This is a genomic window from Streptomyces sp. NBC_00576 (genome assembly GCF_036345175.1).
In the GTDB taxonomy this organism is placed as follows: Bacteria; Actinomycetota; Actinomycetes; order Streptomycetales; family Streptomycetaceae; genus Streptomyces.
On record NZ_CP107780.1, the window covers coordinates 1,338,640 to 1,352,462 of the forward strand.

Annotated in this window: 11 protein-coding genes; 5 read left to right on the forward strand and 6 right to left on the reverse strand. The window is 70.9% G+C overall.

Annotated features, from left to right (window positions below; genetic code table 11):
* Positions 1–33 precede the first annotated feature (33 nt).
* The 5 genes from OG734_RS05630 to OG734_RS05650 form a co-directional block, all read right to left on the reverse strand.
* A complete protein-coding gene (locus tag OG734_RS05630) occupies positions 34–1,047 on the reverse strand; it encodes an alpha-ketoacid dehydrogenase subunit beta (protein ID WP_330286347.1) in 1,014 nt (337 codons plus the stop codon).
* Positions 1,035–2,015, reverse strand: a complete 981-nt coding sequence (locus OG734_RS05635; RefSeq protein WP_330286348.1) for a thiamine pyrophosphate-dependent dehydrogenase E1 component subunit alpha — start codon at positions 2,013–2,015, stop codon at positions 1,035–1,037. The genes OG734_RS05630 and OG734_RS05635 overlap by 13 nt, the downstream gene beginning before the upstream one ends.
* Positions 2,015–3,349 (reverse strand): M24 family metallopeptidase, encoded by a 1,335-nt coding sequence (locus tag OG734_RS05640; RefSeq protein WP_330286349.1) that lies wholly within the window; start codon positions 3,347–3,349, stop codon positions 2,015–2,017. Before OG734_RS05640 ends, OG734_RS05635 begins: the two co-directional genes overlap by 1 nt.
* A 52-nt stretch (positions 3,350–3,401) precedes the next feature.
* Positions 3,402–4,046, reverse strand: a complete 645-nt coding sequence (locus OG734_RS05645; RefSeq protein ID WP_330286350.1) for a helix-turn-helix domain-containing protein — start codon at positions 4,044–4,046, stop codon at positions 3,402–3,404.
* Between the two features lie 100 nt (positions 4,047–4,146).
* Positions 4,147–5,313 carry a sensor histidine kinase gene (locus OG734_RS05650; RefSeq protein ID WP_330286351.1) on the reverse strand — a complete coding sequence of 389 codons (1,167 nt, stop codon included), beginning with the start codon at positions 5,311–5,313 and terminating at the stop codon, positions 4,147–4,149.
* A gap of 153 nt (positions 5,314–5,466) precedes the next feature.
* Here OG734_RS05650 and OG734_RS05655 point away from each other — a divergent pair, with 153 nt between their 5' ends.
* The 5 genes from OG734_RS05655 (at position 5,467) to OG734_RS05675 (ending at position 10,302) form a co-directional block, all read left to right on the forward strand.
* The gene (locus OG734_RS05655) at positions 5,467–5,835 is read left to right on the forward strand and encodes a DUF4333 domain-containing protein (protein ID WP_330286352.1); all 369 of its coding nucleotides are present in this window, start codon (positions 5,467–5,469) and stop codon (positions 5,833–5,835) included.
* Between the two features lie 35 nt (positions 5,836–5,870).
* Entirely contained in the window at positions 5,871–6,557 is a 687-nt protein-coding gene (locus OG734_RS05660; protein ID WP_330286353.1) for an ABC transporter ATP-binding protein, read from the forward strand.
* 272 nt (positions 6,558–6,829) lie between these two features.
* Complete coding sequence (locus tag OG734_RS05665) at positions 6,830–8,839, forward strand: ABC transporter permease (protein ID WP_330286354.1); 2,010 nt, start codon at positions 6,830–6,832, stop codon at positions 8,837–8,839.
* Between the two features lie 127 nt (positions 8,840–8,966).
* A complete protein-coding gene (locus OG734_RS05670; protein ID WP_330286355.1) occupies positions 8,967–9,683 on the forward strand; it encodes a response regulator transcription factor in 717 nt (238 codons plus the stop codon).
* A gap of 91 nt (positions 9,684–9,774) precedes the next feature.
* A complete protein-coding gene (locus tag OG734_RS05675; protein ID WP_330293574.1) occupies positions 9,775–10,302 on the forward strand; it encodes an NUDIX hydrolase family protein in 528 nt (175 codons plus the stop codon).
* 144 nt (positions 10,303–10,446) lie between these two features.
* Here the strand turns inward: OG734_RS05675 and OG734_RS05680 are convergent, their stop codons facing one another.
* The gene (locus OG734_RS05680; RefSeq protein ID WP_330293575.1) at positions 10,447–13,821 is read right to left on the reverse strand and encodes a pyruvate carboxylase; all 3,375 of its coding nucleotides are present in this window, start codon (positions 13,819–13,821) and stop codon (positions 10,447–10,449) included.
* Positions 13,822–13,823: the final 2 nt, after the last annotated feature.

Sequence of the window (13,823 nt, forward strand, 5' to 3'; positions counted from 1 at the left end):
CGCCCTTCCTCCCAGGGAGAGTTGGTACGGCTTTCAGTAGGCCGAGAGCTCGCGTACGGCCGTCACGACCTTGTCCACGGTGGGGATGACCCGCTCCTCCAGCGCGTCGGCGAACGGCAGCGGGACGCACTCCCCCGCCACCCGCCGCACCGGCGCGTCGAGCAGTCCGAACCCCTCGTCAGCGACGACGGACACGAGCGTCGCGCCCCATCCGCCCTGGTACGGGTTCTCCTCCACGATGGTAAGTCGCGAGGTCCTGCCCAGCGAGGCGAGAACGGTGCTGACGTCCAGCGGTACCAGGCACCGCAGGTCGACGACCTCCGCGTCGATGCCCTCCCGGGCCAGCCGTTCGGCGGCGGCAAGCGCGACCGGGACCATCGAGGCTAGGGCCACGAGCGTGATGTCGGCGCCCTCGCGGACGACGGCCGCCTTCCCCAGTTCCACCACATGGTCCGGCGGCGCGGGGTCGCCCTTGCTCGCGAACAGCCCCTTGTGCTCGAAGAAGATCACGGGGTCGTCGCAACGGATCGCGGACGCCATCATGCCGATGACGTCGGCCGGCGTCGAGGGTGCCGCGATCTTCAGCCCGGGCACGGTGAACGCCCAGTTCTCGGTGGCCTGGGAGTGCTGCGCCCCGAAGCCGAGGCCACCGCCGTTCGCGGTGCGGACGACGAGCGGCACGGTCACCTGACCACCCGTCATGTACCGTACTTTCGGTATCTCGTTGGCCAGGTAGTCCCAGCAACAGGCCAGGAAGTCCGAGAACATGATCTCGGCGACCGGTCGCATTCCGGTCATGGCGGCGCCCATCGCCGCGCCCACGATGGCCTGCTCGGAGATGGGCGTGTCCCACACCCGCCCGGGCCCGAACTCCTTGAACAGCCCGGCGGTCGTCTTGAACACCCCGCCGGCCTCCCCGATGTCCTCCCCCAGACACACGACCGCCGGATCGCGCCGCATCTCCCGCGCGATACCCTCGGCGACCGCCTCGCGATAGGTGATCTGCCGTTGTGCAGCCGCCTTTTGAGTGACCATCAGGTCCGCCATGCCGCACCTCCGTCCGCCCATACGTCGGTCAGCGCCTCGGCCGGATCGGGCGCGGGGGCCGCCTTCGCCGCCTCGGCTGCCGCCCGTACGACGGCGGTTGCCCGCTCGTCGATCGACGTCAACTCCTCCTCCGGCACGCCCATTTCGGCGAGCCGTCCGCGTGCGAGGTCCAACGGGTCGTGCTTGAGCCAGCGTTCGACCTCCTCGGCGGGCCGGTAGGTGGCCGGGTCGGCGCGGCTGTGACCGTAGTGCCGGTAGGTCTCGGCCTCCAGGAGGGCGGGCCCGTCTCCTGCCCGGGCCCGCCGCGCCAGCCGGTCGACCGCCTCCTGGACGAGCACCACGTCGTTGCCGTCGACCACCTCGCCCGGAATGCCGTAGGCCGGGGCCCGGTCGGCGGCCGGCCGGGGCACCGCTGTGACGTCCGCGATCGCCGTGTACTCCATGTACAGGTTGTTCTCGCAGATGAAGAGCACGGGCAGTTTCCATACGGCGGCCAGATTGAGCGCCTCGTGGAAGGCGCCGATGTTGGTCGCTCCGTCACCGAAGAAGGCGACCGCGAGCTGGTCGGTTCCCCGCAGCCGGGCCGACCAGGCGGCGCCGACCGCCATGGGGAGATGGGCGCCGACGATCGCGTACGAGCCGAGCATGCCGGCGGACGCCTTGGTGAGGTGCATGGAGCCGCCCTTGGCCTTGCAGAGCCCGGTGGCGCGGCTCATCAGCTCGGCGAGGCACTCCTCGGGTGTGGCGCCGCGCGCCAGGGCGTGGTGGTGGCCCCGGTAGGTGGCGAAGACGTAGTCGTCCTCGCGCAGGGCGGCGCTCGCGCCGACGGCGATCGCCTCGTGACCGGCGGCGAGATGGGTGGTGCCCTTGACCAGCCCGGACAGGAACAGGTCGTGCGCGGCCTTCTCCGTACGGCGGATGACGGCCATCTGCTCGTACAGGGTGAGGAGTTCGTCCCGGGTGACCATCACCCGCCGCCGTTCTTCCGGGTGTTGAGATGGGACTGGGCCTCGCGTCGGGTGTTGAGTTCGCCGCCGACCGTCCAGTACTTGCGGCCAGCCACCAGGAGTTCCTCGGCCGGGAACTTGGTGATGACCTCGCAGCCGTCGGCGGTCACGACGATCTCCTCCTCGATGCGCGCCGCCGACCAGCCGTCGGCGGCCGGCCAGTAGGTCTCCAGGGCGAACACCATTCCCTCTTCGAGGACTTCGGGGTGGTCGAGGGAGACCAGGCGGCTGAAGATGGGCTTCTCCCAGATCGACAGACCGACCCCGTGGCCGTACTGCAGCGCGAAGGCGGCCGTCTCGTCCGGGAAGCCGAACTCCTCGGCACGCGGCCACACCCGGACGATGTCGGCGGTGGTCGCGCCCGGCCGGACCAGGGCGATGGCCTCGTCCATGTACTCCCGGCAGCGGACGTACGCGTCGCGCTGGGCCGAGGAGGCGCTGCCGACGGCGAAGGTGCGGTAGTAGCAGGTGCGGTAGCCGAGGTGGCTGTGCAGGATGTCGAAGAAGGCGGGGTCGCCGGGGCGGATCAGGCGGTCGCTGAAGACGTGCGGGTGGGGTGAACAACGTTCCCCGGAGATGGCGTTGACGCCTTCGACGTACTCACTGCCGAGGTCGTACAGGACCTTGCTGACGAGTCCGACGCACTCGTTCTCGCGGACGCCGGGGCGAAGGTACCCGTACAACTCCTCGTAGGCCGCGTCCACCATCGCGCAGGCCTGGGTGAGCAGGGAGATCTCGTCCGGGGTCTTGGTGCGGCGGGCCTCGAGGAAGACCTGCTGGCCGTCGACGACGTCGATGCCCTCGGCGCGCAGCGCCATGAGGATCGGCATCTCGGCGAGATCGACGCCGAGTGGTTCGTTCGCCAGCCCGTGGGCGCGCAGCTCAGTGGCGATCTTGCGGGCCACGTCCTCGGCGATGCCCGCGTCCGGGTGGAAGGCGCCGCGCAGTGTGGAGATCCCGGCGCGGGCGCCGGTGGGCGGGCCGTCCTTGCCGTCGCTGTAGTCGAGCCAGGGATTGTAGAGCTGGTGGTGGCGGGCGGCGGAGCCGAAGTCCCAGAGGACCGGTTCACCGCCGCGCACCAGCAGCGCGAAGCGGATCAGCTTGTCCATGGCCCACGTGCCGATGTGGGTGGATGTCATGTAGCGGATGTTGGCGAAGTCGAAGCTGAGCACGGCGCCCAGCTCGGACCGGTTCAGGGTCTGGTGGAGCCTGGCCAGCCGCTCCCTGCGCAGCCGTTCCAGGTCGACGCGCTGTTCCCAGTCGACGGCATTGGGTCCGAAAGTGCGGATCGCCATGGCGACCACCCCCACTTCGGAGTGAACGACTCCAGAGCGCGAGTGTCAACCTCTACTGAACACTCTGACTGAACACGAACCACACACCGACGGCCGGTTCCGCGCTGTCGTTGCGGTACCGGTGCGGGGTCGTCGACTCGAAGCACACCGCGTCTCCGGGGCGCAGCACATGCTCGTCGAAGCCGAGAGTGAGGACCAGTTCACCGGCGGTCAGATAGCCGTACTCGGTGCCCGCGTGCCGCATCAGCCCGCCGCCGCTCGACGACGAACCGCCGGGCCGGTAGGTCACCAGCAGGAAGTCGACATCCGTACCCGGAACATGTCCGAGCCGCTCCCACGCCACTCCGCTGTCCAGCTCGATCGTCTCCCGCTCACCCGTCCCCACCAGTGGTCCTATCCTCCGGCCGGGGTCGGCGGCGAACGCGGCGAGGGCGTGCATCACCGTGGCGCCGGCGGCCGACGGGGATTCCCGCGCAGTGTCCGCCGAGGCGTCGAAGAGCGACTCGACGGAGATGGCGAGGGCCGTGGTGATCGCGTACAGCGTGCTGACGGACGGCTGGCTCTTGCCTGTCTCGATCTGGGAGACGAGGCTGGCGGAGACCCCGATCTCGCGCGCGAGCCCACGCAGGCTCACCCCTCGTTCGAGGCGCGCCTGCCGGATCCGCGCCCCGACGGGCGGCACGACGGCGGATGGCACGGGCGGCTCCTCTCGCTGCCGATTCACTCTCGGTTCGCTCCTGATGTGCAGTGACATTGAACAGCAGATCTCGACCGTGCCACCAGAGAACTCCGCCGCGTCATACCTTCGCCGTGGGGAAGAGCGCCCGTACCTCCCACCCCTGGGTCTGCCCGGCCGGTGGCCCCGCGCGCAGGGCCCCGCCCAGGGCCGTGACGCGTTCCGTGAGGCCGACCAGGCCGAAGCCACCGCCGTGAGCGGCGGCCGGGAGCTGGGTGCCACCCCGGCCGTCGTCGGTCACTTCCACCTCCAGTCGGCGGCCGTCGTGGCGGAGCCGGACGGTGATCCGGGTGGCGTCGGCCGCGTGCCGTCGTACGTTCGTCAGCGCTTCCTGCACCACCCGGAACGCGGCGGCCTGCACCTCGTGCGGGAGATCGTCGGGCACGGCGGGGTCGCGGTCGAGGGTGACGTGCTGGACCGGGCTCGCGAAGCCGTCCGTCAGTTCCGCGATGCCGGCGAGGTCACCGACGGGCCGGCGGTCTGCGGCGTCCGGGCCGGTGTCGCGCAGCACCCCGACGGTTCGGCGCATCGACGCCAGGGCCTCCGTGGCCGCGCGTTCTATGCCCGCCAGTACGCCGTCCAGACCCTCCGGCCGGGTGGTCGCCATCATGCGGGCCATCTGGGTCTGGACGAGGATCCCGGTGACATGGTGGGCGACGAAGTCGTGCAGGTCGGCGGCGATCGCCACCCGTTCCGCCCGCCGGGTCTCGACGACTGCCACAGCCCGCCGGTAGTCCTGCGTGCGCAGGAACGCGGCCAGAGCGCCGACGAGGCCGATCAGGACGAGCGCCAGCACCATGAAGCCCAGCAGGTTGGAACTGTCGTCCTGGTAGAAGCGCGCGGGCGTGCCGAGCAGCGCGGCGCCGTTCAGGACACCACAGACCACGGCCCAGGGCTGGGGACAGTGCCGTACCGCGATGAACAACAGACTCAGCAGGACGACTGTTTCCCCCGGACCGAACGGGGCCTGCCGGCTCAACAGCAGCGAGCCGACCGTGAACAGCAGCGAGGCCACGGCCGGTGCGCCCGTGCGCAGCTGCGGGGTGAGCCACTCAGGCCGCCGCCGGGCCGGCCACAGCAGCGCGGCGAACCCGAGGACCAGGACGACCATGTGGGGCCAGAGCGCGTAGCCGCTGTCGTCCGCGTTGAGCACATCGAGCAACCCGGCCATGACCAGGAGCGTGACGACGAAAGCCCGGGCGCAGCTGCGGGGCGAATCCGATCTCATGCGAATCACCGTATGCGCGGCCGGCCACGGCCGGATCGGCCGAAAGGCCGAGGCCGGATCCGTGAAGGGTGGCCGGACGGCCGAGGCGCGCACCCGTGCCCCCAGGACAGAGTGGAGCCACTTCCCGCCACGCCTCACCTTCAGGAGTACGAGATGCAGCGCAAGGCCCTCATCAGCGTGATCGGCGGTGCGACCGCCGCGGTCGCTCTGTCCGGCGTCGGAACCTATCTGCTCGCGGGCACCGAGTCGACGACTTCGTTGGACACGCACACGACGGTCACGGTGGACGGCCACAAGGCACTGTCGGCCAACATCGTCGCGGGCCGCGCCCAGAGCAAGTTCCACCCACTCCCCTGGGTGGGCACGAAGGTCTCCCAGGTGTCCTGCCCGACCGGTCTGAAGGCCGTGGCCGGCGCGCGCATCACGTGCACGGGTCGCACCGGCAAGGGCAAGGACATCGACATACCGGTGACGGTGGTCAAGGCGACGGGCACCTCCGTGACCTGGAAGTTCGAGCGCTGAGCAGCGGCGGGGAGACTGAGGAGAACGAGAAGATCATGAGCACCGTCCTGGCCGGTCTCGGCCTCGTCAAGAAGTACGGCTCCACCGTCGCGCTGCACGGCGTGGACGTGGAGGTCGGCGTCCGCGAGTCGCTGGCGATCATGGGTCCGTCGGGGTCCGGTAAATCGACCCTTCTGCACACCTTGGCCGGAGTCGTCCGTCCGGACGGCGGCGAGGTGCTGCTGCACGGCGAGCGTATCGACCAACTGGGCGAGAACCGGCTGAGCGAACTGCGTCGCAAGCGGTTCGGGTTCGTCTTCCAGTTCGGCCAGTTGCTGCCCGAACTGCCCGCCGAGGAGAACATCGCGCTGCCGCTGATGCTGGACGGCATGCCCCGTGGCCGGGCCGTCTCCCTCGCCCGTCGCTGGTTCGCCCCGCTCGGCCTCGACGGTTTGGAGAAGCGCCGCCCCGGTCAGCTGTCCGGCGGTCAGGCCCAGCGCGTCGCGATAGCCCGCGCCCTGGTCGTCCAACCCGACGTGGTCTTCGCCGACGAACCGACCGGAGCGCTGGACCAGGTCACCAGCGAGGAGGTCATCCGGCTGCTGACCTCGGTCACCCGTGAGCAGGGCGCTTGCCTGGTGATGGTCACGCACGACCCGGACGTCGCCGCCCACTGCGACCGCGTCCTCCAGGTCCGCGACGGCCGTATAACGGGCCACGACCAGTACACCGTGGCGCCCTGAGCCCACGGCCCGCCGCTGCGACGCCCTGCCCGGCAAGCCGATTCCGCCACGCTGACCTCCTGCTGTCACTGCTCCCTCCCGTTCCTCCACCTCTGCCACGGGCCGCCCCCTTCACCCCCGCGAACCGCCGGCGACTCCGCGCGCCCACTCCCCTCAGCCTCCGTCCGGCCCCCTGCTCACCGGCCGTCCCGTCCCTTCCCGGCAATTCCCCTGTCCTCACGCCTGCCCGATCACGGCCTTCTCCGCACTTCCCGATCGCCCCCGGAGCCCTCATGTCCTCGCCCGTCCCACAGTTGACGTGGTTCCTCGCGCGCCGTTCCGGCCGCCGCGGCCTGCACAGCCAGTTGCTGGCGGCCGGCGCCGCGGCCGTCGGCGCGCTGATCCTGCTGATGCTGACGGCCGCCTACTTCGGCAGCGGCGCCCGCGCCCACGACACCGCCTGGCGCACCCCTGCCCCCGACCGGCACGGCACCGCCGTACAGACGCTCGGCACGACCTACCTCGGCAACCAACCGATCACCGTCGTGTCGCTGGCCCAGCTGCCCGGCCGCAAGGCGACTCCGGCGCCCCCGGGACTGAGTGGGTTCCCGAAGCCCGGGCAGGTGTACGTCTCGCCCGCCCTGGCCGACCTGCTGCACAGGACGCCGGCGAATCGCCTCGCCGACCGCTTCCCGAAGGTGTCCTCGTACGGCACCATCGGCGACGCCGGTCTCGCGGCGCCCGAGGAGCTCGTGGCCGTCGTGGGGAAGGGCGCGTCCGACCCGGCGGTGTCCACCGCGGCCGAACCGCTCGGCATGTTCAGCGAGCTCAGCGGTCAGAGCGCACGCGCGGTGGTCTCCGGCTTCGACGGCACCGAGGCCAGTGTGTTCACGTTGGCGGACAAGCCCGCGGTGTCGATCGGTGTGGCGATCGTCGCCGTCCCCGTGATCGTGCTCGCGGCCGCTGCCGGACGGCTCGGTGCGGCCCGGCGTGAGCAACGGCTCGCCGCGCTGCGGCTGGCGGGGGCGACGCCGCGCCAGATCCTCGCGATGACCGGCCTGGAGTCGGCGGTAGTCGGCGCGGTCGGGGCCCTGACGGGCGCGCTGGCCTACTGTCTGCTGCTGCCCGCGCTCGCGCAGATCCCGTTCGGTATCGGCAGCTGGTACACCGGTCGGCTGTGGGTGGGGCTGCCCTGGCTGCTGGGGATCGTGGCGTTCCTGGCCGGCCTCATCGCGGTGAGCGCCATGACGACGCTGCGCCAGGTGGCGACCTCGCCGCTGGGCGTGGCCCAGCAGGCGAACCCGCGCCGCACCCGGCTCATCCGCCTGCTCCTCTTCGTGGCGGTCCTGCTCTATATCTACGTGACGGCCTCCTCGGGCGACGCGGGCTCCCGTCAGCTACTCGCGATGCTGCTCATGTTCTACGGCGCCTTCTGGCTGGTCGGCCCGTGGGTCGTCGACCAACTCGGCCGGATCACGGCCCGATTCGCCCGCCGTCCGGCGACCCTGCTGGCGGCGCGCCGGCTCAGCGACGACCCGCGCGGCTCCTGGCGCACCGTCAGCGGGCTGGTCCTCGCCGGCTTCGTGGCCGGGTTCTTCACCGTGGGCAACGTGGGCATCCAGGACTACCAATTCCCTGGTCAGGTCGCCGTACCCACCACGAGCACCGCCACGGCCCGCACCGCCACCGCCGAGGCCCGTACGCTGCTCCACGCGGCCGGGGTGAAGGCGACCGTCACCGCGAGCGACGGCGACGACGACGGGATACTGATCGGTACCCCCGGAGTGGTCGTCCATGTCTCCGGCGGCACCTCGCAACTCGACACCGCGGTCACCGCCCTGTCGGATCTGGTGCCCGGCCAGCTCCCGTACACCCAGGACTACGTCAACGCCGAGTACCAGGCCTTCACAGGCCGGCTGGGCGAACTCGGCACCGCCGCCCTCGCGGTCAGTTTCCTCGTCGCGACCGCCTCCGCCGGGCTTACCGCCGCCGCGAACGTGCTCGACCGGCGACGCGTCTACGCCCTGCTGCGGCTGGCCGGCACCCCGTTGAAGCTCCTCGACCGGGCCAGGTTCCGCGAGACGGCCCTCCCACTGGTCGTCCTCGCCGGCGGCACCACTGCCGCCGGCATCTATGCCGCCTTCCAGGTCAACAAGCTGTTCGACAGCACGATCAGCACCTCCGGTGCGGTGACCCTGGCGGTGTGCGTGACGGTGGGCGGGCTGGCCATGTTCGCGGCGATCGGAGCGAGCAGGCCACTGCTGCGGGCCGTCACGGAGGACGCGACGCAGACGGCGGATTGAGTACGAAGGACGACAGGACGGCCGACGACGGGAAGGAGACGGCCGTCGACCGGACGCCGGCCCCTTCCCCCTCCTCGGCCCATCTCCCCGCCACCCTCCCCTCCCACCCCTGAGGCATGATCGAGCCATGACCCCCGCCCCGCCCAGTCCCCCGATCCGTGTCCTGATCGCGGACGACCAGGAAATGGTCCGTACAGGCTTCCGTTTCTTCCTGGACGCCCAGCCCGACATCACCGTGGTCGCCGAGGCCGCCGACGGCGAGGAGGCCGTGGCGCTGGCCCGCAGTGAGCGTCCCGACGTGTGCCTGCTGGACATCCGGATGCCCAGGCTCGACGGCCTGGAGGCGACCCGGCTGCTGGCCGGCCCCGGTGTCGCCGACCCCATGCGGGTCGTCGTGGTCACCACCTTCGACCTCGACGAGTACGTGTACGGGGCACTGCGCGGCGGCGCCTGCGGGTTCCTGCTCAAGGACTCGGGGCCCACCCTGCTCGCGGAGGCAGTACGGGCCGCCGCGGCCGGTGACTCCCTGGTGTCGCCGTCGATCACCGTCCGTCTGCTCCAGCACATCACCGCTCCGCAGGCCGCCGAGTCACGCCCGACGGGCCCGCCGCCGCCCCCGGTCTCCGCGGTGACGCTCAGGGAACCGCTCACCGACCGGGAGCTCGACGTGGTCCGACTGGTCGCCCTCGGCCGTACCAACGCCGAGATCGCCGCCTCGTTGTACGTCTCCCTCTCCACGGTCAAGACGCATCTGTCGAGCGTGCAGGTGAAACTGGCGGCGCGGAACCGGGTGGAGATCGCGGCCTGGGCATGGCAGAACGGACACGCGCACCCCGAGACGTGAGAGCGGCGGGTCACCCGGATGTGGCGCGTTCGACGTGGTGCAGCTATGCAGAAACAGGACGAGTTGAAAGTACGATCAGCCAATGTCTGACATGATCGAAACCACGCCCGGCTGGCTGGCACCCGACGAGCTCGAGCAGTCTCGCGCACGGATGCCGATTCTGTACGTCGAAGCCGTACCGGTGCGCGTCGACGACAACGGCGAAGTCACCAGCATCGGCCTGCTCCTGCGCATCGGATCGGACGGCACGGTCAGCCGCGCTCTGGTGTCGGGCCGCGTCCTGCACCACGAGCGGGTGCGCGACGCCCTCCTGCGCAACCTGGAGAAGGACCTCGGCCCGGTGGCGCTGCCCCGGGTCCCGGCCTCCCCACAGCCCTTCACCGTCGCGGAGTACTTCCCGACACTGGGGGTCACCCCGTTCCACGACCCGCGCCAGCACGCGGTGTCCCTCGCCTACATCGTCCCGGTGGCCGGCGACTGCCGCCCTCGCCAGGATGCCCTGGACCTGGTCTGGTTCAGCCCGGAGGAGGCCTCCTCCCCCGTGGTCCAGAACGAGATGCCGGGCGGTCAGGGAGTCCTCCTCAAGCAGGCCCTGGCCCATGTCGGCCGCCTGTCCTGAACAGAGCGGACAATAGAAACCCCAACTGATGTAGAAGCCCTGCTCACACGGGAGGGCCGGTGGTGTTCCACCGGCCCTCCTTGCGCTTGGTCCGCGGCTCCCGAGAGGCTGTCGCCGTTGCTCGGGAACCGGGACGCCCCGGAATCAGGCGATCTCGACGAGCAGGTCGCCGCCCTCCACCTGCTGGATCCTGTTGATGGCCAGCCTCGTCACCTTCCCGGCCTTCGAGGCGGTGACCGCGGCTTCCATCTTCATCGCCTCGATGGTGGCCACCGTGGCGCCGGCCGCCACCTCGTCCCCCTCGGCGACGGCTAGGGTCACCACCCCGGCGAACGGAGCGGCAACATGCCCGGGGTTGGCCCGGTCCGCCTTCTCCGTCGCCGGGATGTCGGAGGACACGGCGGTGTCGCGCACCTGGATCGGCCGCAGTTGGCCGTTCAGCGTGGACATCACGGTGCGCATACCGCGTTCGTCGGCCTCGCCCACGGCCTCCAGCTCGATGAGCAGCCGTACGCCCGGTTCGAGGTCGACGGCGTACTCCTTCCCGGGACGCAGCCCGTAGAAGAAGTCCTTGCTGTCCAGCACGCTGGTGTCGCCGTAGGTCTGACGGTGCGTCTCGTACTCGCGCGTCGGCCCGGGGAACAGCAGCCGGTTGAGCGTCCCCCGCCGCTCCTTCGCCAGCCCCGTACGGTCGTCCGCGGTCAGTTCCGCCATGGGCTTGGGTGCGGCGCGGCCCTCCAGTGCCTTGGTGCGGAACGGCTCCGGCCAGCCGCCGGGCGGGTTGCCCAGTTCGCCGCGCAGGAAGCCGATGACGGAGTCGGGGATGTCGAACCTGTTCGGCGTCGCCTCGAAGTCCGCCGGGGAGACGTCGGCGCCCACCAGGTGGAGTGCGAGGTCTCCGACCACCTTCGACGAAGGGGTGACCTTCACCAGCCTGCCGAGGATCCGGTCGGCGGCGGCGTACATCGCCTCGATCGCCTCGAAGCGGTCACCGAGGCCCAGCGCGACCGCCTGGGTGCGCAGGTTGGACAGCTGCCCGCCGGGGATCTCGTGGTGGTAGACCCGCCCGGTCGGCGAGGCGAGGCCCGCCTCGAAGGGTGCGTAGATCTTGCGGACGCTCTCCCAGTACGGCTCCAGGTCGCCCACGGCCTTCAGGCTCAGCCCGGTGGGCCGCTCGGAGTAGTCGGTCGCGGCGACGATGCCCGACAGCGACGGCTGCGAGGTGGTGCCCGCCATCGACGCCACCGCGCCGTCGACCGCGTCCGCGCCGGCCTGGATCGCGGCGAGGTAGGTGGCGAGCTGACCGCCCGCGGTGTCGTGGGTGTGCAGGTGCACCGGCAGATCGAACTCGCGGCGCAGCGCCGATACCAGGGTCGCGGCGGCCGGAGCGCGCAGCAGGCCCGCCATGTCCTTGACGGCCAGGACGTGCGCACCGGCCTCGACGATCTGCTCGGCCAGCCGAAGGTAGTAGTCCAGGGTGTAGAGCCGCTCGGACGGGTCGGACAGGTCGGATGTGTAGCACAGGGCGACCTCGGCGATCGCCGTTCCCGTCTCGCGTACGGCGTCGATCGCGGGCCGCATCTGTCCGACGTCGTTGAGCGCGTCGAAGATCCGGAAAATGTCGATGCCGGTGGCCGCGGCCTCCTGCACGAAGGCGTCGGTCACCTCGGTCGGGTACGGCGTGTAGCCCACGGTGTTGCGGCCGCGCAGCAGCATCTGCAGGCAGATGTTCGGCACGGCCTCGCGGAACGCGGCCAGGCGCTCCCAGGGGTCCTCGGCGAGGAAGCGGAGCGCGACGTCGTAGGTGGCGCCGCCCCAGCACTCCAGGGACAGCAGCTCGGGCAGGGTCCGCGCCACCACGGGGGCGACGGCGAGCATGTCCTTGGTGCGGACCCGGGTGGCGAGCAGCGACTGGTGGGCGTCGCGGAAGGTGGTGTCGGTGACGCCGATGGTCGGTGACTCGCGCAGCCACCGGGCGAAACCCTCCGGCCCGAGTTCGACGAGCCGCTGCCGGGAGCCCGCGGGCGGTTCCCCGTTCGGCAGGGGCGGGATCTTGCTGACCGGGTCGATCAGCTCGGGCCGCTCACCGTGCGGCTTGTTCACGGTGACGTCGGCGAGATAGGTGAGCAGTTTCGTTCCGCGGTCGGCGGAGTGGCGTGCCGTGAGCAGGTGCGGCCGCCGCTCGATGAACGACGTCGTGACCCGGCCGGCCCTGAAGTCCGCGTCGTCGAGCACGGCCTGGAGGAACGGGATGTTCGTGGCCACACCGCGGATGCGGAACTCGGCCACGGCCCGCCGGGCCCGGCTGATCGCGGTCCCGAAGTCGCGGCCCCGGCAGGTGAGTTTGACCAGCATCGAGTCGAAGTGCGCGCTGATCTCCGTACCGGCGTGGGTGGTGCCGCCGTCCAGCCGGATGCCGGAGCCGCCTGGTGAACGGTAGGCGCTGATCCTGCCGGTGTCCGGGCGGAAGCCGTTGGCCGGGTCCTCGGTGGTGATACGGCACTGCAGTGCCGCACCGTGCAGGGTGACGGTCTCCTGCGAGAGCCCGAGGTCGGCCAGCGTCTCGCCGGAGGCGATGCGCAGCTGCGACTGCACGAGGTCGACGTCGGTGACCTCCTCGGTCACCGTGTGCTCGACCTGGATGCGAGGGTTCATCTCGATGAAGACGTGGTTGCCCTCGCGGTCGAGCAGGAACTCCACGGTGCCCGCGTTGCGGTAGCCGATCTCCCGGGCGAACCGCACGGCGTCGGCGCAGATGCGGTCGCGCAGCTCCGGGTCGAGGTTCGGGGCGGGGGCCAGCTCGATCACCTTCTGGTGGCGTCGCTGCACCGAGCAGTCGCGTTCGAAGAGGTGGATGACGTTGCCCTGGCCGTCGGCGAGGATCTGCACCTCGATATGACGGGGTTCGACGACGGCCTTCTCCAGGAAGACCGTGGAGTCGCCGAACGCGGAGGCCGCCTCACGGGACGCCGCCTCGATGGACTCACGCAGCAGGGCGGGCTCCTCGACCCGCCGCATGCCGCGCCCTCCTCCGCCCGCGACGGCCTTGACGAACAGCGGGAAGCCGACGTCCTCGGCGGCGCGGACGAGCTCGTCCACGTCGGTGGAGGGGGCAGAGGAGCCCAGCACCGGTACGTCGGCGGCGCGGGCGGCGGCCACCGCACGTGCCTTGTTGCCGGTCAGCTCCAGTGTGTCGGCGCTCGGCCCGACGAACGTGATGCCGGCCTCCTCGCAGGCGCGCGCCAGGTCGGGGTTCTCGGACAGGAACCCGTACCCCGGGTACACCGCGTCCGCGCCCGCCCGCTGTGCCGCGCGGACGATCTCCTCCACGGAGAGGTAGGCGCGCACCGGGTGGCCCGGCCGGCCGATCTCATAGGCCTCGTCGGCCTTCAACCGGTGCAGTGAATTGCGATCCTCGTGCGGGAAGACGGCCACGGTCCTCGCGCCCAGCTCATAGCTGGCACGAAACGCCCGAATCGCGATCTCACCACGGTTGGCGACCAGCACCTTGCGGAACATCA